At 64.0% G+C, this 23,846-nt stretch carries 23 protein-coding genes and 1 pseudogene; 12 read left to right on the top strand and 12 right to left on the bottom strand.

Translation table 11 applies throughout. The annotated features are described in order from the left end of the window. Window positions 1-6: 6 nt before the first annotated feature. From ACLGL5_RS35675 to ACLGL5_RS35685, 3 genes are all read left to right on the top strand, one after another. Window positions 7-993, top strand: a complete 987-nt coding sequence (locus ACLGL5_RS35675; RefSeq protein WP_069093181.1) for an AraC family transcriptional regulator — start codon at window positions 7-9, stop codon at window positions 991-993. A 47-nt stretch (window positions 994-1,040) separates the two neighbouring features. Beyond that, window positions 1,041-2,012, top strand: a complete 972-nt coding sequence (locus ACLGL5_RS35680) for an AraC family transcriptional regulator (RefSeq protein WP_019861299.1) — start codon at window positions 1,041-1,043, stop codon at window positions 2,010-2,012. Between the two features lie 134 nt (window positions 2,013-2,146). After that, window positions 2,147-2,578: a DUF4437 domain-containing protein gene (locus ACLGL5_RS35685; protein ID WP_069093182.1), complete on the top strand. Its 432-nt coding sequence runs from the start codon at window positions 2,147-2,149 to the stop codon at window positions 2,576-2,578. Between the two features lie 9 nt (window positions 2,579-2,587). Here ACLGL5_RS35685 and ACLGL5_RS35690 read toward each other — a convergent pair whose 3' ends face one another. The 8 genes from ACLGL5_RS35690 to ACLGL5_RS35725 all read right to left on the bottom strand — a co-directional run bounded on the left by ACLGL5_RS35690 (window position 2,588) and on the right by ACLGL5_RS35725 (window position 10,760). Continuing rightward, complete coding sequence (locus ACLGL5_RS35690) at window positions 2,588-3,451, bottom strand: ABC transporter ATP-binding protein (protein ID WP_494372963.1); 864 nt, start codon at window positions 3,449-3,451, stop codon at window positions 2,588-2,590. Between the two features lie 7 nt (window positions 3,452-3,458). Beyond that, complete coding sequence (locus ACLGL5_RS35695) at window positions 3,459-3,899, bottom strand: hypothetical protein (protein WP_019861302.1); 441 nt, start codon at window positions 3,897-3,899, stop codon at window positions 3,459-3,461. Further along, window positions 3,896-4,984 carry an ABC transporter ATP-binding protein gene (locus tag ACLGL5_RS35700; protein ID WP_019861303.1) on the bottom strand — a complete coding sequence of 363 codons (1,089 nt, stop codon included), beginning with the start codon at window positions 4,982-4,984 and terminating at the stop codon, window positions 3,896-3,898. The genes ACLGL5_RS35695 and ACLGL5_RS35700 overlap by 4 nt, the downstream gene beginning before the upstream one ends. Before the next feature lies 1 nt (window position 4,985). Next, window positions 4,986-5,924 (bottom strand): carbohydrate ABC transporter permease, encoded by a 939-nt coding sequence (locus tag ACLGL5_RS35705; protein ID WP_020629045.1) that lies wholly within the window; start codon window positions 5,922-5,924, stop codon window positions 4,986-4,988. A gap of 3 nt (window positions 5,925-5,927) precedes the next feature. Then, window positions 5,928-6,884 carry a carbohydrate ABC transporter permease gene (locus tag ACLGL5_RS35710; protein WP_240564549.1) on the bottom strand — a complete coding sequence of 319 codons (957 nt, stop codon included), beginning with the start codon at window positions 6,882-6,884 and terminating at the stop codon, window positions 5,928-5,930. Window positions 6,885-7,069: 185 nt separating this feature from the next. Then, on the bottom strand, window positions 7,070-8,503 hold the full coding sequence (locus tag ACLGL5_RS35715; RefSeq protein WP_069093183.1) for an ABC transporter substrate-binding protein: 1,434 nt from the start codon (window positions 8,501-8,503) through the stop codon (window positions 7,070-7,072). A gap of 46 nt (window positions 8,504-8,549) precedes the next feature. Next, on the bottom strand, window positions 8,550-9,662 hold the full coding sequence (locus ACLGL5_RS35720; RefSeq protein WP_019861308.1) for an ABC transporter ATP-binding protein: 1,113 nt from the start codon (window positions 9,660-9,662) through the stop codon (window positions 8,550-8,552). A gap of 438 nt (window positions 9,663-10,100) precedes the next feature. After that, entirely contained in the window at window positions 10,101-10,760 is a 660-nt protein-coding gene (locus ACLGL5_RS35725) for a TetR/AcrR family transcriptional regulator (RefSeq protein ID WP_019861309.1), read from the bottom strand. A 52-nt stretch (window positions 10,761-10,812) separates the two neighbouring features. Here ACLGL5_RS35725 and ACLGL5_RS35730 point away from each other — a divergent pair, with 52 nt between their 5' ends. Genes ACLGL5_RS35730 through ACLGL5_RS35740 form a run of 3 tightly spaced genes read left to right on the top strand, consistent with a single transcriptional unit; the run spans window position 10,813 to window position 13,310 of the window. After that, entirely contained in the window at window positions 10,813-12,009 is a 1,197-nt protein-coding gene (locus ACLGL5_RS35730) for a Tm-1-like ATP-binding domain-containing protein (protein ID WP_069093184.1), read from the top strand. 10 nt (window positions 12,010-12,019) lie between these two features. Then, window positions 12,020-12,886: a phosphoenolpyruvate hydrolase family protein gene (locus tag ACLGL5_RS35735; protein ID WP_038649841.1), complete on the top strand. Its 867-nt coding sequence runs from the start codon at window positions 12,020-12,022 to the stop codon at window positions 12,884-12,886. A 4-nt stretch (window positions 12,887-12,890) separates the two neighbouring features. Further along, window positions 12,891-13,310 carry a cupin domain-containing protein gene (locus tag ACLGL5_RS35740; RefSeq protein ID WP_019861312.1) on the top strand — a complete coding sequence of 140 codons (420 nt, stop codon included), beginning with the start codon at window positions 12,891-12,893 and terminating at the stop codon, window positions 13,308-13,310. An 82-nt stretch (window positions 13,311-13,392) separates the two neighbouring features. On the opposite strand, the gene ACLGL5_RS35745 is transcribed toward ACLGL5_RS35740, so the two are convergent. Then, window positions 13,393-14,583, bottom strand: a complete 1,191-nt coding sequence (locus ACLGL5_RS35745) for a M24 family metallopeptidase (protein WP_038649844.1) — start codon at window positions 14,581-14,583, stop codon at window positions 13,393-13,395. Between the two features lie 366 nt (window positions 14,584-14,949). Between ACLGL5_RS35745 and ACLGL5_RS35750 the strand changes: the two genes are divergently transcribed. From ACLGL5_RS35750 to ACLGL5_RS35775, 6 genes and pseudogenes are all read left to right on the top strand, one after another. Beyond that, complete coding sequence (locus ACLGL5_RS35750) at window positions 14,950-16,560, top strand: ABC transporter substrate-binding protein (protein ID WP_038649847.1); 1,611 nt, start codon at window positions 14,950-14,952, stop codon at window positions 16,558-16,560. 258 nt (window positions 16,561-16,818) lie between these two features. Continuing rightward, a complete protein-coding gene (locus ACLGL5_RS35755) occupies window positions 16,819-17,805 on the top strand; it encodes an ABC transporter permease (protein WP_019861315.1) in 987 nt (328 codons plus the stop codon). After that, window positions 17,802-18,632 carry an ABC transporter permease gene (locus ACLGL5_RS35760; protein ID WP_019861316.1) on the top strand — a complete coding sequence of 277 codons (831 nt, stop codon included), beginning with the start codon at window positions 17,802-17,804 and terminating at the stop codon, window positions 18,630-18,632. The genes ACLGL5_RS35755 and ACLGL5_RS35760 overlap by 4 nt, the downstream gene beginning before the upstream one ends. After that, window positions 18,629-19,426 carry an ABC transporter ATP-binding protein gene (locus tag ACLGL5_RS35765; protein WP_019861317.1) on the top strand — a complete coding sequence of 266 codons (798 nt, stop codon included), beginning with the start codon at window positions 18,629-18,631 and terminating at the stop codon, window positions 19,424-19,426. Before ACLGL5_RS35760 ends, ACLGL5_RS35765 begins: the two co-directional genes overlap by 4 nt. Next, window positions 19,423-20,208, top strand: coding sequence for an ATP-binding cassette domain-containing protein (locus ACLGL5_RS35770; protein ID WP_069093185.1), 786 nt, complete (start codon window positions 19,423-19,425; stop codon window positions 20,206-20,208). The genes ACLGL5_RS35765 and ACLGL5_RS35770 overlap by 4 nt, the downstream gene beginning before the upstream one ends. Before the next feature lie 103 nt (window positions 20,209-20,311). Further along, window positions 20,312-20,509: pseudogene (locus ACLGL5_RS35775) on the top strand (L-2-amino-thiazoline-4-carboxylic acid hydrolase); the annotation flags it as partial. Between the two features lie 270 nt (window positions 20,510-20,779). Here the strand turns inward: ACLGL5_RS35775 and ACLGL5_RS35780 are convergent. The 3 genes from ACLGL5_RS35780 to ACLGL5_RS35790 form a co-directional block, all read right to left on the bottom strand. After that, complete coding sequence (locus ACLGL5_RS35780) at window positions 20,780-21,535, bottom strand: ATP-binding cassette domain-containing protein (protein ID WP_069093186.1); 756 nt, start codon at window positions 21,533-21,535, stop codon at window positions 20,780-20,782. Further along, window positions 21,528-22,589, bottom strand: coding sequence for an ABC transporter permease subunit (locus tag ACLGL5_RS35785; protein ID WP_019861320.1), 1,062 nt, complete (start codon window positions 22,587-22,589; stop codon window positions 21,528-21,530). The genes ACLGL5_RS35780 and ACLGL5_RS35785 overlap by 8 nt, the downstream gene beginning before the upstream one ends. Window positions 22,590-22,684: 95 nt before the next feature. Beyond that, the gene (locus tag ACLGL5_RS35790) at window positions 22,685-23,662 is read right to left on the bottom strand and encodes an ABC transporter substrate-binding protein (RefSeq protein WP_027047417.1); all 978 of its coding nucleotides are present in this window, start codon (window positions 23,660-23,662) and stop codon (window positions 22,685-22,687) included. Window positions 23,663-23,846 lie beyond the last annotated feature (184 nt).

Genomic DNA, 23,846 nt, shown 5'->3' on the forward strand with positions numbered 1-23,846 from the left:
CCCATTATGCTTGACCATTCGTCCAAAATTCCAATCACGGGCGACCCGCTGACGGACATATTGCGCGGCCTGCGCCTCGATGGCGTCGAGTATGGCCGCTGCGAGATGAAAGAGCCTTGGGGCATCCAGTTTCCGGCTCAGCCAGGGGCGCGATTTCACTTCATCGGCCGCAAGGGCTGCTGGCTGAAGCAGCCCTCCGGCGAATGGATGGAGCTTAATGCCGGCGATGCGGTGCTGCTGCCGCGCGGCGAGGCCCATGTACTAGCCAGCGAACCCGGGGCGAAGGCCTGGCCGATCCATGGCTACAAGCTCGAGGAAGTCTGCAAGGACGTCTATTGCACGTCGAACGCGGAGATGTGCGACAAGAATTGCCAGCCGGGAACGCTGCTGTTCTGCGCCGCTATGTATTTCAACATCGACGGCCTGCATCCGCTGCTCGGCATGATGCCGGACGTGGTGCGCTCGCATGAGCTGGAAGCCTATGAGCCGGGCATTCCGCATCTGTTGGAATCCATGGCGCGCGAAGTGACGATGGAGCGCGTCGGCTCCGGCGGCATCCTGGCGCGGCTGGCCGATGTGGTCGCCGCCACCGTCATCCGCTCATGGGTCGAGCGTGGCTGCGGCGATTCCTCCGGCTGGATCGCCGCTGTCCGGGACCGCGACATCGGCCGCGTGTTGGCCGCCATCCATCTCGAACCCGACCATGACTGGACGGTCGAGTCGCTGGCCAGGATGATGGGTGCTTCGCGTTCGGGCTTTGCCGAGCGCTTCGCCACCATCGTCGGCGAAACGCCGGCAAAATATGTCACCCAGGTCAGGATGCATCAGGCGCGGCAGTGGCTGGTCCGCGACCGGATGAAGATCTCGGTCGTTGCCGCACGCCTCGGCTATGAATCGGACGCGGCCTTCAGCCGTGCCTTCAAGCGCGTCATCGGTTCGGCGCCCAGCCATCTGCGCGCAGAGGAGCAGGCCGACATCCGCCAGGCCGGGTAACGCATCTCGGCCGTGACGGACTGACAATTCCACGCTAGAACCCGGGCATGGATTTCACATCATCCGAGGGTGTCTCGCCGGCTTCAGGCGGTCCGCTGACCGACATGCTGCGAGGATTGCGGCTTGATGGCGTCGATTACGGCCGCTGCGAACTTGGCGAGCCGTGGGCCGTGCTCTTTCCAGCCCAGGAGGCGGCGCGTTTTCACTTCATCGGCCGGCACCGATGCTGGCTGTTTTCGCCGTCCCGGCAATGGTCGGAGCTGAAAGCCGGCGATGCGCTGCTGTTGCCGCGCGGCGCCGAACACATCCTTGCCAGCGCACCGGACGTCCGTGCCGTGCCGATCGAAAGCTACAGCATCGAGCCTTTGCAGGACAATGTCTACGCCGTCTCGAACGGCGGCCATGGCGCCAAAACCCTGCTGTTTTGCGGCAGCATGCACTTCAATCTGGGAGGATCGCATCCTGTGCTCGCCATGATGCCGGACATGATGCGCGCCCGCGACTTGATGGCGGACGAACCGGGCATTCCGCACCTTCTGGAAGCCATGGCCAGCGAAGTGACCGGCAATCGCGCCGGCTCGGGCAGCATGCTGGCGCGGCTGGCCGACGTATTGGCGGCAAGCATCATCCGTTCATGGGTGGAGAACGGTGGCGACAGCACCACCGGCTGGACCGCGGCGATAAGGGATCGCGACATCGGCCGCGTGCTGGTGGCCATTCATCGCCAGCCCGACCGGAACTGGACCGTCGAAGCCCTCGCACGCGAAATGGGCGCCTCACGTTCGGCCTTCGCCGAACGGTTCACGGCAATCGTCGGCGAAACACCGGCGCGATATGTCGCCCGGCTGCGCATGCACCAGGCGCGGCAGTGGCTGATCGAAGACCGGATGCGGGTGTCGGTGGTGGCCGCCCGACTGGGCTACGAGTCCGAAGCTTCGTTCAGCCGGGCGTTCAAGCGCATCGTCGGCACGGCGCCCAGCCATCTGCGCACCGTCAACGGCACCTCCGAGGAACGCTAACGCCGCACGGACCTTGCCGTGTTGGATGGCTGGATGAATTGCCAAGTCTTCCGGACGCTGTGTCATTGCCGGGCCGGCTGTATGCAATAGCTTGCCGTTGCCAGCCGTGAGCGGGCCGATTCAAGGAGAAAGCCATGCCAAATCATCTGAGGGTCCTGACGCTCGCCACCATGCTCGTGGTCTCCGGCCAGGCTTTCGCCCTTGAGGACAGCTATCTTCCGGCCAACAAGATCCCCTATGTCGCCGAGGCGCCAGACCAGCCGCAGCGCCTCGGACCGCTGTGGGGCGAAAGGGCCAAGGACCCCGCGGGAACGCTGCTGAAAGTCCCAGGCAACTGGCGCGCTCCGGTTCACGCGCACACCGCCGACTACCGTGCGGTGGTCATAAAGGGGCTGTGGGCGCATTGGCAGATGCAAGGCGGCGAAGCGACCAAGGTCGAACTGCCTCCGGGATCCTACTGGACCCAGAAGGCCAACGAGATGCATGACGACGCTTGCCTGTCCGACACGGAGTGCGTGATCTTGCTGATCAACGACACGCCCTACGAGACCTACTTGGCGAAATAACCGGACGCTCTATCCGGCGTGACGCAAGCTGACGCCACTGCCCTTGTCGAACAGCACCACCTTGTCCGGGTTCCAGGCAAAGCGCACGGGCTGCTCGATGGCGACATCGGTCCTAGCCGGCACCGTGGCGCGCAGCGTCGTGTCGCCGACGCGCAGCGTCAGGATCTTTTCGACGCCATGGTTCTCGACATCATGGACGCGCGCCTCGACCGGCGCGCCGCTCTCGAGATAGACGTCTTCCGGACGGATGCCGAAGACGAGCGGGCGACCGTCGGTCGCCGAGCTCGCCTTGGCTCCCCCCGAAAAAGGCAGTTCGAAATTCAGCGGCGCCATCACCGCGCGGCCGTTCACCAGTCTGCCGTCGATGAGGTTCATCGGCGGCGAGCCGACGAAGCTCGCCACATAGGTGTCGCGCGGATTGTTGTAGATCTCGTGCGGCGTGCCGGTCTGCACGATGCGGCCGTGGTTCAAGACGCCGACCTTGTCGCCCATCGACATCGCCTCGATCTGGTCGTGGGTAACGAACAGGAAGGTGGCGCCGAGCTGTATCTGCAGGTTCTTCAGTTCCGTGCGCAGCGCCTCGCGCAGCTTGGCGTCGAGCGCCGACAGCGGCTCGTCCATCAGGAACACGCGCGGCTTGCGCACGATGGCGCGGCCGATCGAGACGCGCTGCATCTCGCCGCCTGACAGGCGATCGGTCTTGCGGTCGAGCAGATGCTCGATCCGCAGCGTACGGGCCGCGCGATCGACACGATCCTTGATCTCGGCATCGGGTCCTCCGGTCAAGCCGGAGGATGACGGCGTGAGAGTTGAGAGGCGACGCACACCGACCGTCGTGGACCGGCGCGAGCGCGACCTGCCGGATAGCGTCAGCTGCTGATCATCGCGCTGTCTTGTTGAGAGCGGTGACGGCCAGCGCGAGAATCACCGCCGCGGCGGCGATTTCCCACACGAAAGCCTGCTTGTAGAAAGGCGGCGTGGCGAGCTGCGCCTTGCCGGCGAGAGTGTTGGGGTCCGGTGGATTGAGGAAGAAGACGCCGTAGAGATGCGCCGCCGTGATCGAAACCAGCAGCACAATGCAGAAGACCAGCGCCACGACCAGCGCTACTGTCACTACACTGCGCACCTTGACGCCCGGCTGGGCCAACGGCAGCAGGTTGTTGATGAGTCCGGCAAGCACCACGAGACCGCTGCCGACCGCGTACAGGCCGATGGAAAAGGGTTGGAAGATCAGCACCAGCGCCACGACGCCGAGGCCAATGATGAAGACCTCGAGGCAGAACGCGCCGGCCCGGCTCATGCCGGAAGAACTGTCGCTCATGACCGCACCGCCTTTCCGGCGCCATCGAAGACATGCGTTTGCCTGGGATCGGGGCGTAGATTCAGCGCCTCGCCGACCTTGACCCGCTGGCTTCTCGTCACCACGACGCGGATGTCGGCGCCTGCCGCCGTGCGGGCATGAATAAGGGTTTCGGCGCCCATGGGCTCGATGAGCTCGGCCCGGGCGGAGATGGTGCCACGGTCCCCCGTATCGGTCGGGGTGAAGGCGCGGGGGCGGACACCGATCGTCACCTTGCCGGGCTGCAGGCGCGCGACCGCCGCGTCCGTGCGGATCGCCAGACTAGTGCCGGCCACGGTCATGTCCGCCGTGCCATCGGCGAAGGTCTTGAGGTCGGCCTCGAGAAGATTCATCTGCGGCGTGCCGATGAAGCTCGCCACGAAAGCATTGGCGGGCTTGGCAAATACCTCGTGGGGTGAGCCGACTTGCTCGATCAGGCCGTCCTTCATGATGGCGATTCGGTTGGCCATGGTGAGCGCTTCGAGCTGGTCATGGGTCACGATCACGGTCGCTTTGGAGAGGCCCTGCAGCACTTCCTTGATCTGGCCACGCATGGTCTGGCGCAGTTCGACATCGAGACGCGACAAGGGCTCGTCGAAGAGGAAGCAATTGGGGTCGCGGACGATGGCGCGGGCCATGGCGGCGCGCTGCTTTTCGCCCTCGGATATCTGGTTCGGCAGCCGGTCGAGAACGTGCTCCAAGTGGAGGATCGCGGCGACGCGGTTGACGCGGGCAGTCCGCTCAGCCCCGGAAATGCCGTCGTGATAGAGCGGGAAGGCGATGTTCTCGGCGATCGATGCCGACGGGTAGAGCGCGTAGAACTGGAACACCATGGCGATGTCGCGCTTTTCGGGCGGCAGGTTGTTCATCACCTTGCCGGCGACGACGATCTCGCCGTCAGTGACGCGTTCCAGCCCGGCGATGACGCGCAAGGTCGTCGTCTTGCCACAACCGGACGGGCCGAGAAGGCAGACGACCTCACCGGCGGCTACCGACAGGTCAACGTCCTTGACCGCGGTGAAGGAGCCGAAGCGTTTGGTGACTTTGCGGAGTTCGATGGTTGACATCTCAGCGCTTCACCGTGCCGAAGGTAACGCCGCGCAACAGATGGTTTTGCAAGAAGAAGGTGACCAGGAAGACTGGGACAAGGAACAGGGTTTCGATGGCGGCAAGCAAAGTCCAGTCGGTGCCGCGTCCACCCGACGACACGGCCTGGTTCATGGCGACCGGGACCGTCCTCGTGTCGGGCCCCGAGAGCAACAGGGCGAAGAGGAACTCGTTCCAGGTGAGGATCAGGCCGAACACGAACGTGGCGGCGAGCCCGGCAATGACCTGGGGCAGGCAAATCTTGAAGAACACCCGCATTCCGGACGATCCGTCGATGCGGGCGGCATCCTCGACGTCTGGCGACAATTCATCGAAGAAGCTCTTCATCATCCAGATGGTGAAGGCCAGGTTGAAGGCGGTGTAGAGCATGATGATGCCGAGATACGAGCCCGACAGGCCCACCACGCGGAACATCAGGATCACCGGAATGATCACCACAATCGCCGGCAGCATGCGCGTGGTCAGGATGATGAACAGGTAGGTGTCATTGCCTTTCAGCGGATAGCGCGAGAAGCCGAAGGCCGCCAGGGTGCCGATGACCAGCGCCAGCAGCACCGACGCCGAGGCGATGAAGATCGAGTTGAAGAAATAACGGTCGAATCCTGTCGCTTCCGGGGCACCGTCCGGCGTCATCGAGCGGGAAAAGACGGACCCAAAATTTTCGAGGGTTGGCTTGAACACAAAATGGTCCGGAATCAAGCCGAACAGCGACGTGGGCGACAGCGTCGGAGGCACCAGGAGCGCGTCGCCCTGCGGTTTGAAGGCGGTGAATATGATGAACAGCACCGGCAGAAAATAGATAAAAGCGACGACGGCCACGGCGAGCGTCCGCCCCCAGCCGGCCTCGTCTACTCCGCTGGCCCTGCGGAAGCCGAGCTTTCCCAATATCGATTCGGCCACGGGTTATGCTCCCTGCGTACGGCGGTTTGCGAGGTACAGGTAGAGGTTGGTGAGAACGATCACCATGAACAGCATCAGATAGGAGATCGCCGCGCCCTCACTCGTCTTGTTCTGCTCGTTGGCGATGCGGATCAAGTGATAGGAGATCGTCAGTGTGTCGTTGCCGCCCTTGGTGAGGAGGATGACGAGATCCGCCAGCTTGAATGCCTCGATAGTGCGGAAGAGAAGGGCCAACATCAGAAGGCCGCGGATGTAGGGGAAGGTGATCATCCAGAATTGCCGCCAGCTGGAAATACGGTCGATGGCAGCGGCCTCGTAAAGGTATTTCGGCACCGAGACGAGGCCCGCCAGCACAAGGAGCATGACGAAGGGCGACCACATCCATGCGTCGGCGAAAACGATTCCCGCCACGGCACCGACTTTGTTGCTCATCAGGATGAACTGGTTGCCGGAGATGGAATTGATGACGTAGCTGAGAATCCCGAATGTCGGGTCATAGTAGTAGGTGAAGAACACGCCAGAGGCGACAACCGAAAGCATCATCGGTGTCAGCACCAGGATCAACAAATACTTGCGCAGCGGAAATTGCTTGGCGAACAGGATGGCCAGCAGAAAGCCGACGATCATCTGCGCGGAGACGGTGAACACGACGAACATGGCGGTATTGATCAGCGCGCCCCAAGTCGCGTGAGCAGCCAGATCGTTGGTAAGGATCCGGGTGTAGTTCCCGAGTCCGACGAAGCGGATCGTCTGCTGGTTTGCCTGGTAGGCGAAGAACGAAAGGCCCAGCGACCACAGCAGGGGGAAGATATTCATTACAAACAGAACGGCGATTGCCGGAGCGACCAGCAAGGCGCCGAAGTAGTGGCGGCGATACGCGTTGACGGTAAATGCGGCCGCGACCAACGCCGCCGTGGCGCCCACCACCCAGAAGGAGACAGCCGCCGGCAAGCCCGCCATTGATATGGCCGACACGACGACAGCGACAGCGATGGCGAGTTTCCAGTTGTGGGCAACAACCGTGGTAAGGCGTGGTGTCAGTAGCGTGCTTGAAACAGCGGTCATGGGAGTCCGAAATATGGAGCGCCTGACGTGGCAATGACGGGAAGCGGCTTTTGCCCGCTCCCCGCAGCTATGTCGGAAGGTTACTGGATAAGGCCAGCGTTCTTCAGAAGGTCCTCCTGGAACTTGGCGATGTTATCCAGGGTGGTCTTGGCGTCCTGCTTGCCAGTGATGGCCAGGTCGTACTGGTCCTGCTGCTGGGTGAGCAGTTCGAAGAACTGCGGCACGTGCCACATGTCCTTCTGCCAGTCGAGCGAGTTCGCCCAGGCGCGGTCCCACGGACGATAGGTCACATACTTCGGATCGCTGTAGACCGACTTGATCGCGGACTGGCCGCCGCCGGCGGCGAACTGGTTCTGGATATCAGGCGAGAGCCACCACTTCACGAAGCCCACCGCTTCCTTGATTTGCTCAGGCGTCGTCCAGGTGGTGAGAACGAAAGGCTGTCCGCCGATCTGTGACGTACGATTCACCTTGCCGTCGGGACCGCGCAGGCCTGGCGCCAATCCGAACACCAGCTTGTCGGCAACCTTCGACGTCTTGGGATCGAGCGAGGCTTCGGCGAGACCGATCCAGTCGATGTTCATGGCCACCTTGCCTTCACGGAACAACTGGTCCGAGACGAAGATGTCCATGGTGCCGGTCTTGACCACCGGCGGCATGAACTTCAGCAATTTGAGGAAATGCTCCATGCCCTCGATGGACTTCGGGGAGTTTACAACGCCTTCGGCATGTCCGGTCGGGGCCTTGGTTTCATCCCAGATGCCGCCGCCATGCTGCCAGACGAACGAGTGGACCGAGCTCGTCGAGAAGTCGTAGCCTTTGCCTGCCTGATAGGCGATGCCGTAGAAATCGTCATCCAGCACCTGGCCGGCGAGCTTGTCGCCCTTCTTGCGCTGGAAGAATTCGCCAACATGCTCGAACGTGTTCCAGTCCATGGCGTCGATTTCTTCGCCGGTGCAGGGCAGCTTCTCATTGTACTTCGCCTTGAAGGCGGCCTGCTCGTCGGCGTTGCAGAGCACGTCCTTGCGGCCGTAGGTGACCAGCACGTCCGGGAACTGCGGGAAGCCGTAGTAGTTCGGCGTGCTGTTGGGATAGGTCGAATAGGCGTTGAGCACGGCGGGATGCATCGACTCCATCGTCGCCTTGAGTTCCGGGTCGGCATCGATGAGATCGTTGATCTTGCGGAAGTAGCCGCCTTCGACGAAGGCGCCCAGCCATTGCGAGTCCGACACGATGAAGTTGTACTTCTTTTCGCCCGAGGTCAACGAGGCGTTGACGCGGGTGTAGAAATCCGGCCACGGAATGAAATCGACATCGAGCTTCACGGTATTGCCAGACTTGGGCTTGTACTGCTCGTCGAAGAACTTCTTCATAATGCGGGTCGGGGGCCAATCCGGCACCGCCATCGTCAACGTCACTTCTTCGGCAGAGGCATAGGTCACGCCTCCCACAAATAGCGTGGCAGCGAAGCTTGCGGCTGTCGCTAGCCCTTTCACTTTGGTCATCGCCGTCATTCACGTTTCCTCCCTTGGTTAACCCGATTGCTTCTCGCCGTTCGCGTCAGGTCATTGCCTGGCCGCTCGCGGCGCGGAAGACGTGGATTTTCCTGTTATCGATGGCGATCGATGCCGAATCGCCGGTCCTGATGCTGGCGGCGATCGCTTCCGGCAGCACCATGCGCAACATCTCGCCGCCGGCCACGACCGAGACGATCGTGATGTCGCCGAGCGGTTCGACCAGATGCACCTTCGAGGCAACCCCGGCTTCGCCCTTGGCGGCGAGCCGAATGTCGCTCGGACGAATGCCGATCAGCGCGGCCTCGCCGGCATCGGCAGTCTTTGGCGCCGTCGCCGGAACCAGAGTCCCGAGCGGCGTGTCGAAAGACCTGGTGTCGGCGCGCACCGAGGCCGTGAACAGATTCATGTGCGGCGAGCCGATCTTGCTGGCGACATAGGTATGGGTCGGCTGCTCGTAAAGCTCGTCCGGCGTGCCGATCTGGACGATGCCGCCATCGCGCATGACGGCGATCGCCTCGCCCATCGAGAGAGCCTCGAGCTCGTCGGGCGTGGCATAGATCACGGTCATGCCGAACTGGCGGTGCAGCCGCTTCAGCTCGGCGCGCGTCTCGTGCCGAAGCTTGGCGTCGAGATTGGTGAGCGGCTCATCGAGGAGAAGAATCTTTGGCCGGCGGATCAGGGAGCGGCCGAGCGCGACGCGCTGCTGCTCTCCGCCGGACAGCGTTGCCGGCTTGGCCTTCAGGCGGTGTGTCAGTCTCAGGATCTCGGCGGTCTCTTTCACCCGCTTGTCGATCTCGGCGCGCGCGGCTTTCTCCTCGCGCAGCGGATAGGCGAGATTGTCATAGACCGTGAGGTGGGGGTAAAGCGCGAAAGACTGGAAGACCATCGAGATGCCGCGGCCGGCGATCGGCGCATGGGTCATGTCGCGGCCGCCTATCTCAAGCGTGCCGGAGTCGGCCTGGACGAGGCCGGCGATAGTGCGCAGCGTCGTCGTCTTGCCAACCGAGCTCGGCCCGAAGAGTACGAAGAAGCGGCCTTCGTCGACGGAGAAGCTCAGGTCGTTGATGGCGCGCACGGATCCATAGGCCTTGCTGAGCCCATCGAGGCGCAGCGCAATCCCCTTGCCGGCACTGGCGCGAGGCGACGTCTGCGTCACGATGCGCCACCTCGTGCGGACGGAACACGTGACATCCGTATGATCCTCATCGCCCTACCGAAATGGACTGCGGCTGTCATTCCCGATCCGCCTTTTCTTTCCTAATCTGGTATTACCAATCTAAGATGCCCGTCAAGCGCTTTCTTGAAATTCGCCGTCACCAAAATAAGCTGAATACGTCCGCTATATGTTCGTATTTCCTTCATTTTTGGCAGTTCTCCACCTTCATCCCGTTCGCAAAACGCCAATCCCCAAAATTATTGAAATCGCCGACCTTCAAATCTGGTCGAACCAGATTCGCTCCGAGCTACCGCGGCTACCGCCCCGGATTGCCCTCGACGACCCCCCAATCGGTCCGCATCGGGAGAAGTCTCATATCCTGCATCCGCCTTCGTCCAGCCCTCCTCCATGCCCAACTCACGCCGCCACCGCCGCTGGTCAGGATGGCGTCCGGAGTCGCGCCTGCCGCACCAGCGCTGAGGCCGCCCACTGGGCGACGGCCAGGGTCTTGCCGCTGTCCAGGCCCCAGATGTCCTTGAGCACGATCAGCACTTCGACGCCGAAGACCAGCGACAGCGCCTGCGCAAGGCGTTTGAACTCACGCGGCGGCAATTGGCCCTTGAGCGGCGCGATCGCCTGCTGCAGCAAATCGACGCGATGACCGCGCGTAAAGGCCGGCTCACCGCCCAGCGTGCCGGCCTGGCGTTGCGCCCATTGATCGAGCGACAGCTTCAGCGCCGCCTTGAACGTTGCTTCAAAAGCCTCGATGCGCGGCATGGCCGTATCGAACAGCTCCGCGACCCGGCGCTCGGCATCCGCCGAGGTCGATTGCCAGGTCAGGATCGGACCAAGCCCCTCGTCGACGACAGCCTGCACCAGTGCCGCCTGGCTGGGGAAATAGCGATAGGCGGTGGCGCGGGAAACTTCCGCCGCTTCCGCCACCTCGCTGACCGACGGCGTGACGCCCGCCTGCATCAGCCGTGTCGCCGTCTCCAGCATCAGCCGTTTCGTGCGCGCCCGAGGTCCACGCTCTGCAGCCGGGCCGCTTCCCCGCTCGGTGTCGCCTGTTGCTGTGGATCGTTGACGTGAGACATCCATATCAATATGATACGCGCGTCTCAAAAATTTGCAATAACCTTGGAAGGCGCCAATGAAGCGCATCTATGTGGTCGGCACCGCGGACACCAAAGGTGAGGAGCTCGCCTTCCTGGCCGATGCGATTGCCGCGACGGGCGCTCATGTTTGCCGCGTCGATGTCGGAACACGCGACGCAACGATCCCGGTCGATATTGCGGCGAAGGAAATCGCCGGCCACCATCCGCGCGGCCACGCGGCCGTGCTCGGCGGCGATGACCGTGGCGCCGCGGTAGCCGCCATGGGCGTCGCTTTCACCCGCTTCGTCCAGTCGCGGAACGACATCGCCGCAGTGATCGGCATTGGCGGCGGCGGCGGCACTTCGATCATCACGGCGGGCATGCGCGCTTTGCCGCTCGGCCTGCCGAAAATCATGGTCTCGACGCTCGCCTCCGGCGACACGGCTCCCTATGTCGATGTCTCCGACATCATCATGATGCCGTCGGTGACCGACATGGCCGGGCTGAACCGGCTCTCCCGCGTCGTGCTGCACAATGCCGCCCAGGCGATAGCGGGCATGGCGGCAAGGCCGGCGCCGCCGCCCGACGGCAAGCCGTCGATCGGGCTGACCATGTTCGGCGTCACCACGCCTTGCGTCACCGCCGTCACCGACCAGCTTCGCACCGCGTATGATTGCATGGTCTTCCACGCCACCGGCACCGGCGGCCGCAGCATGGAAAAGCTGGCCGACAGCGGCCTGCTGTCCGGCGTCATCGACATCACCACGACAGAGGTCTGCGACCTCCTATTCGGCGGCGTCCTGCCGGCAACGGAGGATCGCTTCGGCGCGATCGCTCGCCGCAAGCTGCCCTATGTCGGCTCGGTCGGCGCGCTCGACATGGTCAATTTCTGGGCGCCTTCGACCATTCCGGAACGCTACAGCGGACGGCTGTTCTACGAGCACAATCCCAACGTTACGCTGATGCGCACCACCGCCGACGAATGCCATCAGATCGGCGAGTGGATCGGCGCCAGGCTCGCCCTCTGCGAGGGGCCGTTGCATTTCCTGATCCCGGAGAAAGGCGTCTCGGCGCTCGACATCGAGGGCGGCACCTTCTTCGATCCGCAGGCCGACGCCGTGCTGTTTGACGCCATCGAGCGCACGATCAGGCCGAATGCCAATCGTCGCGTCACGCGCCTGCCGCTGCATATCAACGATCCCGAATTCGCCAAGGCCGCGGTCGCGGCTTTTCTCGACATCGCCAGACAATGAGAGCCCAGACATGCCCGCAATACCGCGCAAGGACATACTGAAGAAATTCAGGGGAATGATCGACAAGGGCGTGCCGATCGTCGGCGGTGGCGCCGGCACCGGCCTGTCGGCCAAGGCCGAGGAGGCCGGCGGCATCGACCTGATCATCATCTACAACTCCGGCCGCTACCGCATGGCCGGGCGCGGCTCGGCCGCCGGCCTGCTCGCCTATGGCAATGCCAACGAGATCGTCAAGGAAATGGCCTATGAAGTGCTGCCGGTGGTCAGGCACACGCCGGTGCTGGCCGGCGTCAACGGCACCGACCCGTTCGTCATCATGCCGCTGCTTCTGGCCGAGCTGAAGACGATGGGCTTTTCCGGCGTGCAGAATTTTCCGACCATCGGCCTGTTCGACGGCAGCATGCGGCAGAGTTTCGAGGAGACGGGCATGGGCTTCGGGCTCGAGGTCGACATGATCGCCGAGGCGCACAAGCTCGATCTGCTCACCACCCCCTATGTCTTCAATCCCGACGAGGCGCGCGCCATGACCAAGGCCGGCGCCGACATCGTGGTCGCCCATATGGGTGTGACGACCGGTGGCTCGATCGGCGCCACCTCGGCCAAATCGCTCGACGATTGCGTCGTCGCGATCGACGCCATCGCTGATGCCGCCCGCTCGGTGCGCAAGGACGTCATCCTGCTCTGCCATGGCGGCCCGATCTCGATGCCGGACGATGCCCGCTACATCCTCGACCGCTGCAAAGGCCTGCATGGTTTCTATGGTGCAAGCTCGATGGAACGGCTGCCGGCGGAGGCGGCGATCGCCAGGCAGACAGCCGATTTCAAAGCGGTGACGCTCGGTGGTGAGAAGACCAAACCAAAGAAAAAGAAGGGATGAGACCATGACCGACAAGAGCAAGGTGTTTGTCTATCCGAAGGACGTCAGCGCCTTCGGCTTCGATTGGGGCCGACTGGCGCTGACGGTCGCTCCGGAAGTTAACGGCGCGACCCGCTTTTCCGGCGGTGTCGTCGACCTGCCCTCCGGCAAGGGCCACACCCGCCACAACCATCCGGGCGCCGAGGAAATCATCTTCGTTATCTCCGGCCATGGCGAGCAGATGGTCGAGGACGAGAAGGGCAATCCGGTGGTCGCGAAGGTCGGCCCCGGCTGCACCATCTATGTGCCGGAGAGCCGCTTCCATTCGACGCTGAATACGGGCGACGGGCCAATGCAGCTGTTCGTTGTTTATTCGCCGGCTGGACCGGAACTAGTGTTGCGGGAGTTGCCGGATTTCAGGCTGATTCCGGCGGGCGGGAAGTAACTTTCCTGGACAACGGGGTGTTCTCCCCGTTCTACAGGGAGAAGGTGCCGGCAGGCGGATGAGGGGCGGCGCCGGCCTTCCTTTATAGGGTCCCGCCCCTGTTCCACCCGCGCCCGCGATCACCGAACATCACATAACCAGTCTCCGTGACCGCCAGCGTATCCTCCAGCTTGATGAACCCGCGCGTCGGGTGAAGCATGGTCGTCTCGACCGACAGCACCATGTTCTTCTCCAGCGGCTTGTCCGCATAAGTACCTTCATAGGCCACCGGGTGGTTCGTCATCAGGAACGGCGCCTCATGCGTGATCAGGCCCATGCCGTGGGCGAAGAAATCCGTATAGGGCGCGACCTTGGATTTCTTCAGCACGCCCTCGGCGTGCGAAATCATGTCTCCACCCAGCGTGCCGGCTTTCACCTTGGAGAACGCCGCCTGCTGCACGGTTTCGACCTCGGCCAACAGATCCTCAAGCTCGGCATCAGGCTCGCCCAGAATGCCCATGCGGCAGAGGTCGCCGATATAGCCGTGATAATTGCCGCCGGAATCGATCGACAGCACCTCGCCCTTCTTCCACGCCTGCGGCGAGGCGGCGCGGTTGTGGCTGGAGCCCAGCGTCAGCAGGCAATATTCGAAATGCGCGCCGCGATTGGTCTCCTCGCGCCTGATCTGCTCGATCATCTGGGCCTTGGTCGTGCCTTCGCGCGCCCAGGCGATGGTCGCCAGCATGGAATCGGTGATCAGCTCGGAGGCGGTGCGAAGCTTCTCCAGCTCCGCGTCGGTCTTGATGGCGCGCATGCGCTCCAGCATGTCGGTCGCGTCGATCAGCTTCGCTTCCGGCAATGCCTTGCGGATCAGCGTGTAGGCGTCCGACGGCAGGAAGCCTGGTTCGATGCCGATGCGCGCACCCGCTTTGCCGATCTTTTGCAGATGTTCGACGGCGAGGTTGGCGGCATCGAGCGTGCCCCAGCAGGCGGCATGCAGCGTCGGCGTCCAGAACGGGTTGTTCTGATGCTCACCGCCTTCCATGCGGTTGCCGATATAAGCCGCGTGCTCCGGTCCACCTTTTTCGTAGACGACGATCGGCAGGTAGCGGCTATGGCCGATCGCATCCATGGCGGCAAAGAAGATGAATTTGTAACCGCCCAGCAGATACTGCGTGTTGTGCTTGGAGGTCGCGAGCAGCACATCGATGCCGGCCTCCTCCATCAGCCGGTCGACCCTGGCCTGGTCGAACGGAATATTGCTGACGGCATTCTTGCCCGGCGCAATGTTCATCTCTCTCTCCCTGAATTTGCCTGTGATCGGCGCTGTTTCGCTCCCAATCCCTTGGCTGTGGATCAAATCTGCACCATTTTGCCCGCTCTGGTCTAGCCAGAAATCTACCAACGGCGCAGCCAAACGGTCACCAACTCGTCATCTGTCGCGTATTCGCCAAATCTGGTCTTACCAGATAGATCGAATTGAGCCGTTCTCTTAAACTGGTCCAGCGGACGAAAATTTCAAAGCCAAGCCAGGATGCGCCAATTCCGTCTCTGGCGAAACCCATGACAAGGCTCATAATCACTGTCGCAAGGATGCACGCGCCGGCATCCGAGGGGTGTTGTCGCGCCGATCGGGTCGCGCAGAGGACGGAGTTCGATCATGTCAGGTTTCACGATCTCGAGACGCAAGATGCTTGCCGGCTCGGCGATGCTGCTGGCCTCCACGGCCATGCCGAAATTGGCCTTGGCGCAGACGCCGAAGAAGGGCGGCCGGCTGGTGCTCGCCGCCGATTCCGAGCCGCGCAACCTCAACCCGGCGATCGTCGCCTCCAACGGCGTCTTCTTCATCTCCAGCAAGATCGTCGAGACGCTGGCCGAAGCCTCCTTCGACGGTAAGGACGGGCTCGCGCCACGCCTGGCGCTGAGCTGGGAAGGTGCCGCCGACGGGTTGTCGGCGACGTTCAAGCTGCGCGACGGCGTCAAATGGCATGACGGCAAGCCGTTCACCTCGGCCGATGTCGCCTTCTCGGCGCTGCAGATCTGGAAACCGCTGCAGAATCTCGGCCGCACCGTGTTCAAGGATCTGGCCAGCGTCGAGACGCCCGACGATCTCACCGCCGTGTTCAAATTCGCCAAGCCGACGCCGTTCCAGCTGATCCGCAACGCGCTGCCGGCGCTGTCGAGCGTCGTGCCCAAGCACATCTACGAGGTCGGCAAGATCGAGGACAACCCGGCCAACACCGCGCCGATCGGCACCGGCCCGTTCAAGTTCGGCGAGTACAAGGCCGGCCAGTATTACCGACTGACGAAGAACACCGATTATTGGGGCAAGGACGAACCCTATCTCGACGAGATCATCTACCAGGTGCTGCCCGACCGCACGTCCGCGGCAAGCGCGCTGGAAGCCGAGGAGATCCAGCTTGCCGCCTTCTCCGCCGTGCCGCTGGCCGACCTCGACCGCATCTCCAAGGTGCCGGGCCTGAAGGTGATCACCAAGGGCTATGAGGGGCTGACCTACCAGCTCGTCGTCGAGATCAACCATCGCCGCAAGGAACTGGCCGATTTGAAAGTGCGCCAGGCGATCGCGCATGCGATCGACAAGGACTTCGTCGTCAAGACGGTGTTCCTCGGCTATGCCGCGACCGCCACCGGCCCGGTGCCGAAGAACGATCCGCAGTTCTACACCGCCGATGTCCCGACCTATGCCTTCGACGTCGCCAAGGCCAACGCGCTGCTCGACGAGGCCGGCTACAAGAAGGGCGCTGACGGCAAGCGCTTCTCGCTCAAACTTTTGCCGGCGCCCTATTTCAACGAGACCAAGCAGTTCGGCGACTATCTGCGCCAGGCGCTCGCGGCCATCGGCATCGACGCGCAACTGGTCAACAACGACTCCGCCGCGCACATCAAGGCCGTCTACACCGACCACGCCTTCGACCTCGCCGTCGGCCCGCCTGTGTTCCGCGGCGACCCGGCGATTTCGACCACCATCCTGGTGCAGAGCGGGATTCCCGACGGTGTGCCGTTCTCCAACCAGGGCGGCTACAAGAACGCCGCGCTGGACGCGCTGATCGCCAAGGCGTCCGAGACGCTCGACACGACGGCCCGCACCGACCTCTACAAGGAGTTCCAGAAGGAGGTGGCCGCCGACCTGCCGCTGATCAACGTCGCCGAATGGAGTTTCATCAGCGTCGCGCGCGACACGGTGGGCAACATCGCCAACAATCCGCGCTGGGCGGTGTCGAACTGGGCGGACACGTATCTGGCGGGCTAGCAAGATCGTCACGGGATGCTTGCGCATCGTTTGGGCGAGTGCTCATCATCGGCGATGAGAGTCCCTTCGCGCATCCCTCTATCTTGCCGGGTAAGGCTGCCGGCTTCACCCTCCCCCTTGTGGGGAGGGTCGACGAGTGGATGCCGCGAAGCGGCAGCCGGTCGGCGGGGTGGGGGGTGTGGCGCAGGCCTGAAAGAGACCCCCACCCCGCTCCGCTTTGCGGAGCGATCCTCCCCACAAGGGGGAGGGTAAGCCAACATGACCCGCGCCCTCATCCTTCTCCGCCGCCGTCTCGTCGGCAGCGTCTTCGTGCTGCTGATCGTTGTCATCGGCACGTTCCTGCTGCTCGAAGCCGCCCCCGGCGATGCCGTTGACGCCTATATCGTGTCGACCGGCGGCGACGCCGGCATGATCGAAATGCTGCGCCATCGCTGGGGCCTCGACCAATCGGAACTGACGCGGCTCGCCAATTATCTCTGGGCGCTGCTGCATCTCGATCTCGGCCAGTCGGTGACCTTCTCCAGGCCGATCCGCGACGTGATTCTCGAACGGTTGCCCAACACACTGCTGCTGATGGTCAGCGCCACCGCGCTGTCCTTCGGGCTGGGTTCCGCCCTCGGCATCTACGCCGGCGCAAGGCCCGGCAGCGCCCGCGATCGCTTCCTGTCGATCGGCTCGCTGGCCCTCTATGCCGTACCGGGTTTCTGGCTCGGCCTGGTGCTGATCGCCGTCTTCGCCGTCGACCTGCGCTGGCTGCCGATCGGCGGCATCGAGACGCTCGCCTCGGACAAGACCGGCCTCGACCGCGCCGCCGACATCGCCATCCATCTCATCCTGCCGGTGGCCGCACTCGGCTTCATCTACCTCGCGCTCTACCTGCGCATGATGCGCGCCGGCATGGCCGAAGCCTGGCGGCAGGATTTTGTCCTCGCCGCCCGCGCCAGGGGGCTGTCGCGCCGCCGCGTCGTGCTCGCCCACGTCGCCCGCAATGCGCTGCTGCCGCTGGTCACCATGCTCGGCCTGCAATCGGCGCAGATGCTGGGCGGCAGCGTCGTCATCGAGAGCGTGTTTTCCGTGCCCGGCCTTGGGCGGCTGGCGCAGGAAGCGGTGGCTTCGCGCGACACGCCTCTGCTGCTCGGCATCATCCTCACCAGCGCCGTCCTGGTCGTCGTCATCAACCTGCTGGTCGACATCGCCTATGCTTTCCTCGATCCGCGCGTCGGCGCCGGCGAGGCCGGCGCATGAGCCCGCTCCGCCGTTTCCTGCGCACGCCCGAGGCGGTCGCTGGCGCCATCCTGCTGGCCGCATTGATTGCGATGGCGCTCATCGCACCGCTGCTGTTTCCCGGCGATCCGCAAGCCATCGCCGGCCCGGCGCTGCTGCCGCCTTTCCAGGATTGGTCGCTGCCGCTCGGCACCGATCGGCTCGGCCGCGACGTGCTGGCCGAACTCTTCCACGGCGCCCGCACCTCGCTCGCTGTCGGCCTTGCTGCTGCTGCGGCGGCACTTGCCATCGGCGCGGTGGTCGGGACGCTTGCCGGCTTTGCCGGCGGCCTCGTCGACGAGGTGCTGATGCGCATCACCGATGCCTTCCAGACCGTGCCGAGCTTCCTGCTGGCGCTGGCCTTCGTCAGCGTCGTCGGCCCGTCGCTCGGCATCGTCGTTGCGGCAATAGCGCTCGGCACCTGGACCGGGCCTGCCCGTGTCGCCCGCGCGGAAGTCCTCTCCATTCGCGAACGCGATTATGTCGCCAGCGCGCGTGCCATCGGCATGCCTTCGCTCGAAATCGCCTTTCGCGAAGTGCTGCCCAACGCCTTGCCGCCGGTGCTGGCAATGTCCTCGGTGATCGTCGCCGCCGCCATCCTCACCGAAGCGGCGCTGTCCTTCCTCGGCCTCGGCGACCCCAACCGCGTCACCTGGGGCGGCATGATCGCCGAAGGCCGCGCCGTGCTGCGTACCGCGCCCTTCCTGTCGATCGTGCCAGGTATTGCGCTGGTGCTGACCGTGCTCGGCGTCTATCTCGCCGGTGAAGGCATTGTCGAGACGACGGCGGTCAGGCGAAGTCTGTCGTGAGCGCGCTCGCTTCGATCCGCGACCTGACGGTGACCTATCGCCGCGACGGCAACGCAGTGGCGGCGCTGAGGAACATCAGCCTCGACATCGTGGCTGGCGAGCGCCTGGCCATCATCGGCGAAAGCGGCTCCGGCAAGAGCACGCTGGCGCTGGCGATTGCGGGATTGCTGCCGGCTTCTTCAGCGGTTGGCGGAAGAATTGAATGGTCCGGCCTTGGTCGCCCGCCCCTCCTTGGCCGCGACATCGGCTTCGTCTTCCAGGACCCTTCCGCCAGCCTCGATCCCGTGATGACCATCGGCAAACAGATCGCCGAAGTCGCCCGCACCCATCTCGGCCTCACCTGGTCCCAGGCATACGCCAAGGCCAAAACCTTGCTCGAACGCGTCCGCCTGCCCGACCCGGACTCGGCCCTGCACGCCTTCCCGCACCAGCTCTCCGGCGGTCAGAAGCAGCGCGTGGCGATTGCCGCGGCCATTGCGGCCGGGCCGAAACTGCTGATCGCCGACGAGGCGACCAGCGCGCTCGACACCATCGTGCAGGCAGAGATCGTCGCCTTGATCCGGCGGCTGGTGGCCGAGGACGGCATGACGCTGCTGTTCATCAGCCATGACATCGCGCTGGCGGCCGAACTCGCCGAGCGTATCGCCGTGTTCCGCCATGGCCAACTCGTCGAACTTGGCGCGACGGCACAAATTGTCGACGCCCCAACTCAAGCCTACACCCGCACCTTGCTCGACGCCCATATCGGCCTCGACGCCGCACCATTGCTGAACCGAGCCGGGCTCCCCGCATGAGCCTGCTCGCAGTGTCCAACCTCACCAAACACTACCGGCGCGGCGGCAAGACCGTCATTGCAGTCGACGACGTGTCTTTTCACATCGAGCCCGGCGAAACACTGGCGCTGGCCGGCCCTTCCGGCAGCGGCAAGTCGACGATCGCGCGGCTGGTGCTGCGCCTGGTCGAGCCGGACGCCGGCGCCATTGAATTCGAGGACAATGATTTCCTCGCCTTGAGTGGTGCTGCGTTGCGCGCACGCCGCGCGCGTCTGCAAATGGTGTTCCAGGATCCGTTGGCCGCCTTCAACCCGCGCGCCACGGTGGCGCATGTCCTCGACGATCCCTTGCGCATCCACGGCATCGCCTCCCGCTCCGAGCGCCCACACCGCATCGCCGCCTTGCTCGAGCGTGTCGGGCTGGCGGCCGATCTCGCGCCCCGCGCCATCCACGAAATCTCCGGCGGCCAGCGACAGCGCGTCGCCATTGCCCGCGCCATCGCCACAAAACCATCGCTGATCGTGCTCGATGAAGCGGTCTCGGCACTCGACGTCTCGGTGCGTGGACAGATCCTCGACCTTTTGCTCGACCTGCAAAGGCAGGAACGGATCGCCTATCTCTTTATTTCCCATGATCTCGGCGTCGTGCGCGCCGTCGCCCACCGCGTCATCCTTCTCGATGCCGGCCGGATCGCCGAGAGCGGCGATGCCCGCGCCGTCATCGACGCCCCGCAGTCAGCCATCGGCAAGGCGTTGGTGGCGGCAGCACCAAGGCTCAAAAGAACCACACAGGACGCATCATGACCGACCCTGAAGGCAGAGCCGAAAAGCTGTCGCGTGAACTCGATTCCGCCTTCCGCAATCGCGCCGATCTCTATCCCCTTTCCTCGAAGAACTGACCGGAGAGCTGGGTTCTGACAAGGCCGAGGCGATCATGATCCGCGCCATCGAGCAGCGCGGCAAGGAAGTGGCGGCGGCCGCCTTCGCCAGCTTCGGCGCCAATGATGCGCCTGCGATCGGCGAGGCCTTCCTGGCGGTCAGCCCGGATGGCGGCCTGATGTATCCGACCGATGTCGAACGCGGCGATGACCGCATCGCCTTCAGGGTCAAGCGCTGCCCGTTGAAGGATGCCTGGGTCGAGGCTGGCGTCGGCGACGAAAAGCACGCTTTGCCGCATCGCCGGCGCCTTCGACCGCGGTCTGTTCGAGGCGACCGGCGTGCGCTTCCAGAACGTCACCTGGACGCCCGGCCACGGCTCCGGCTGCTGCCACATCGCGCTGACCGATCGCGATGCCGGCTAAGCATTGACGATCTAAGGTGTGTTGAGATTCAGGTCAGGCCGAGCGTCTGCAGGCCGGCAGAACATCAACACAGCTTAGCCCCCGACCATCAGCTTGACGACCTCGTCATGGTTGGTCTCGGAGATCTTGCGCTCGCCGGCCTGGATGCCGCGCCGCAGCACGACGATACGGTCCGACACAGCAAAGATGTCCTGCAGATTGTGCGAGATGAAGATCACGCCGCGCCCTTGCGCCTTGAGCTGGTGGATCAGCGAGATCACCTTGCGCTGCTCCGGCACGCCAAGCGCGGCCGTCGGCTCGTCCATGATCAGGATCTGCGCATCCCAGTAGACGGCGCGGCCGATGGCGACGGCCTGGCGCTGGCCGCCGGAGAAATTACTGACCGGGGCCTCGAGCCGGCTGACATGGAAGTCGAGCCGTCCCATCGTTGCCTTGGCCGCTTCGGCCATCGCCTTGCGGTCGAGCACCGGCAGGAAGCCGAACGCCTTGCGAATCGGTTCGCGGCCAAGGAAGATGTTGGCGCCGATCGACAGATTGTCGGCGAGCGCCAGATCCTGGTAGATCGTCTCGATGCCCTTCTCGCGCGCCTCCTGTGGCGTCGCGAACGTCACCGGCTGACCCCGCAACAGGATCTCGCCACCAGTCGGCTGGAACACGCCCGATATCGCCTTGATCAGCGTCGTCTTGCCGGCGCCGTTGTCACCGGCCAGCGCCACCACTTCGCCCGGCCGCACGGCCATGGAGAAGTCGTTGAGCGCACGCACGGCGCCGAAATGCTTGGAGAGATTCCGGACTTCCAGCAGGGGTGCGTTCTGGTTGGTGCTATTCATCCTGACGGGCTCCACTGAACCGGCGCTGCGCCTGGTCGATAAGGACGGAAATGATGATGACGACGCCGACGGCGATGAACTGCCAGAACGGCTCGACATTGACGAAGACTAGCCCGTACTGGATGACCGCGATCACCAGCGCGCCGGCGACCGTGCCGAAAATGGTGCCGGAGCCGCCGAACAGGCTGGCGCCGCCGATGACCACCGCCGCGACGCTGTCGAGCAGCAGTGGCTCGCCCGCCTGCGCCGCGCCCGCCGTGAAGCGCGCGGCATAGAGCGCGCCGCCGAGGCCGGCGCACATCGCCGACAGCACGTAGAGCCGCAATATGTGGCCCCTGATGTCGATGCCGGCCCGCCGCGCTGCCTGCACATTGGCGCCGATGGCATAATTGTGCTGGCCGAACCGGGTCTGGCTGAGCAGGTAGTGCATGACGATGACGAAGACCGCGGTGATCAGCACCAGATAGGGCACGCCATAGAACTTGCCGTTGCCGAGCAGCGCGAACCAGGAATTCTGCACCGGCACGGTGGTGCCGCCGGCAAGCAGGAAGGCGGCGCCGCGCGCGACGCCGAACATGCCGAGCGTACCGATGAAGGGCGGCACCTTGAGCCGCGAGATCAGCAGGCCGTTGATAACACCCGGCACGCCGGCAACGATCACCGAGGCAAGGATGCCCGCCAGCATGGCCAGCGGCAGGGGAATGGCGGCGCCCGCCATGTTGGTGGCATGCGCGGCGATGACGGCGGCCAGCCCCATGATGAAGCCGAGCGACAGGTCGATGCCGCCGGAAATGATGACGAAGGTCTGCCCGGTCGCCAGCAGCAGCGGCGCCACGGCGAAGATGGCGATGGACTGCAGGTTGAATGGATTGAGGACGAAGGTCGCGCCGAAGGCGAGCCGCGACCAGACCTCGAAACAGATGAGCAGTCCGGCCAGGAACAGCCAAGCGCGCCCTTCGGCGATGCGTGCGACCAGGCTTCGGGCCGGATCGCCATGATCGGCCTGAGGGGCGACATGCTTCTCGGCAGGCTGGGCTGGTGATGTCGAGGTCATGGATACTCCGCGGCGCCTTCAGACAGGTCTCGTTTGGCGAGGGACCCGGTGCAGGCTCCCCCCGGCGGACCGGGAGGAGCCAGACTGTGCTGGACTTACTCGGAGTAGAGATACTTCGAGATGTTCGGGTCCGCGATGTTGGACTTGTCCATGATCGTGAAGCCGGTGCCGATCGTGACTGGGATCGAATGGCCGGTCAGGTGGGCATAGGCCGAGACAACGCCGTAATAGCCGATCTCGGCCGGATGCTGGGCGATCGCCACGTCGACCAGGCCGGTGTTGATGTTGTCGACGATGCTGGTCGGCGCATCGAAGGCGACGACCTTGACCGTACCGGTCTGTCCCGCCTGCTTGACGCCGTTGGCGGCACCCAGCGCCGAGAACAGATTGGCACCGAAGACACCGACCAGATCGGGATTGCGCGCGAACACCGCCTGCAGTTGCGAAGCCGCCTTGTTGGCGTCGTCGTCATTGAACTGGGTTTCCAGCACGGTGATGCCCGGATGCTTGGCCATCTCCTTCTTGAAGCCTTCTTCGCGCTGGTCAGTGGTCGAGATGCCGGGCTTGACGTTCGAGACGTAGACCTTGCCCTTGTCGCCAATGGACGTGGCCAGAGCCCGCGCCGCGATCTCGCCACCCAGTACATTGTCCGACGCGATGTAAGACAGCGGGAAATCGGCATCGCCGGCGCCGGTCTGGTAGACGCCGCTGCCGATGAAAGTGTCGACCGTGATGACCGGAATGCCGGCGTCATTGGCCTTGCGCAGCGGCTCGACCAGCTGAACCTTGTCGGTCGGCGCGATCAGGATTGCATCCGGCTTCTTGGCGATGACCGCGTCGAGCACCGGCACCTGGGTGACCGGGTTGAAGTCCGGCGCACCCTGGAAGACCAGGTTGACGCCAAGCGCGTCGGCCGCCGCTTGGGCGCCCTTGCGCATGGTGATGTAGAAGCCGTCGGTGGTCAGGCCGGGAATGAGCGCAATGGTGTATTTCTTGTCCTGCGCCTGCGCGGGCGCAATCAGCACCGTGGCACTGACGGCGAGCGCCGCGAGCGCGGCAACGATCTTCTTCATGACATCCTCCTCATTGTTGGCAGATCTGCCGTTTGCAAGTGACATTGGAATGGCCGTCATCCGTTCGGATGCCGACGGCCGGGAACGCCTGTTTGCCTTTTGCGGGCAGCTCCTCCCAAGCGCCCTCCAGTCGATATGTCGGCCGGTCAGTCGCCGGCGCACCTGGCCACAGCCTCGTTCCTAG

It is taken from the genome of Mesorhizobium sp. U510, assembly GCF_059180695.1.

Bases quoted from the DNA above. Each gene is read 5' to 3' on its own strand.
- ACLGL5_RS35700 (WP_019861303.1), bottom strand. From the start codon at position 4,984: ATGTCAACCATCGAACTCCGCAAAGTCACCAAACGCTTCGGCTCCTTC.
- ACLGL5_RS35715 (WP_069093183.1), bottom strand. From the start codon at position 8,503: ATGACGGCGATGACCAAAGTGAAAGGGCTAGCGACAGCCGCAAGCTTC.
- ACLGL5_RS35695 (WP_019861302.1), bottom strand. From the start codon at position 3,899: ATGAGCGACAGTTCTTCCGGCATGAGCCGGGCCGGCGCGTTCTGCCTC.
- ACLGL5_RS35735 (WP_038649841.1), top strand. From the start codon at position 12,020: ATGCCCGCAATACCGCGCAAGGACATACTGAAGAAATTCAGGGGAATG.
- ACLGL5_RS35785 (WP_019861320.1), bottom strand. From the start codon at position 22,589: ATGACCTCGACATCACCAGCCCAGCCTGCCGAGAAGCATGTCGCCCCT.
- ACLGL5_RS35745 (WP_038649844.1), bottom strand. From the start codon at position 14,583: ATGAACATTGCGCCGGGCAAGAATGCCGTCAGCAATATTCCGTTCGAC.
- ACLGL5_RS35685 (WP_069093182.1), top strand. From the start codon at position 2,147: ATGCCAAATCATCTGAGGGTCCTGACGCTCGCCACCATGCTCGTGGTC.
- ACLGL5_RS35750 (WP_038649847.1), top strand. From the start codon at position 14,950: ATGTCAGGTTTCACGATCTCGAGACGCAAGATGCTTGCCGGCTCGGCG.
- ACLGL5_RS35710 (WP_240564549.1), bottom strand. From the start codon at position 6,884: ATGGCGGGCTTGCCGGCGGCTGTCTCCTTCTGGGTGGTGGGCGCCACG.
- ACLGL5_RS35755 (WP_019861315.1), top strand. From the start codon at position 16,819: ATGACCCGCGCCCTCATCCTTCTCCGCCGCCGTCTCGTCGGCAGCGTC.
- ACLGL5_RS35680 (WP_019861299.1), top strand. From the start codon at position 1,041: ATGGATTTCACATCATCCGAGGGTGTCTCGCCGGCTTCAGGCGGTCCG.
- ACLGL5_RS35780 (WP_069093186.1), bottom strand. From the start codon at position 21,535: ATGAATAGCACCAACCAGAACGCACCCCTGCTGGAAGTCCGGAATCTC.
- ACLGL5_RS35760 (WP_019861316.1), top strand. From the start codon at position 17,802: ATGAGCCCGCTCCGCCGTTTCCTGCGCACGCCCGAGGCGGTCGCTGGC.
- ACLGL5_RS35730 (WP_069093184.1), top strand. From the start codon at position 10,813: ATGAAGCGCATCTATGTGGTCGGCACCGCGGACACCAAAGGTGAGGAG.
- ACLGL5_RS35725 (WP_019861309.1), bottom strand. From the start codon at position 10,760: ATGGATGTCTCACGTCAACGATCCACAGCAACAGGCGACACCGAGCGG.
- ACLGL5_RS35740 (WP_019861312.1), top strand. From the start codon at position 12,891: ATGACCGACAAGAGCAAGGTGTTTGTCTATCCGAAGGACGTCAGCGCC.
- ACLGL5_RS35770 (WP_069093185.1), top strand. From the start codon at position 19,423: ATGAGCCTGCTCGCAGTGTCCAACCTCACCAAACACTACCGGCGCGGC.
- ACLGL5_RS35675 (WP_069093181.1), top strand. From the start codon at position 7: ATGCTTGACCATTCGTCCAAAATTCCAATCACGGGCGACCCGCTGACG.
- ACLGL5_RS35790 (WP_027047417.1), bottom strand. From the start codon at position 23,662: ATGAAGAAGATCGTTGCCGCGCTCGCGGCGCTCGCCGTCAGTGCCACG.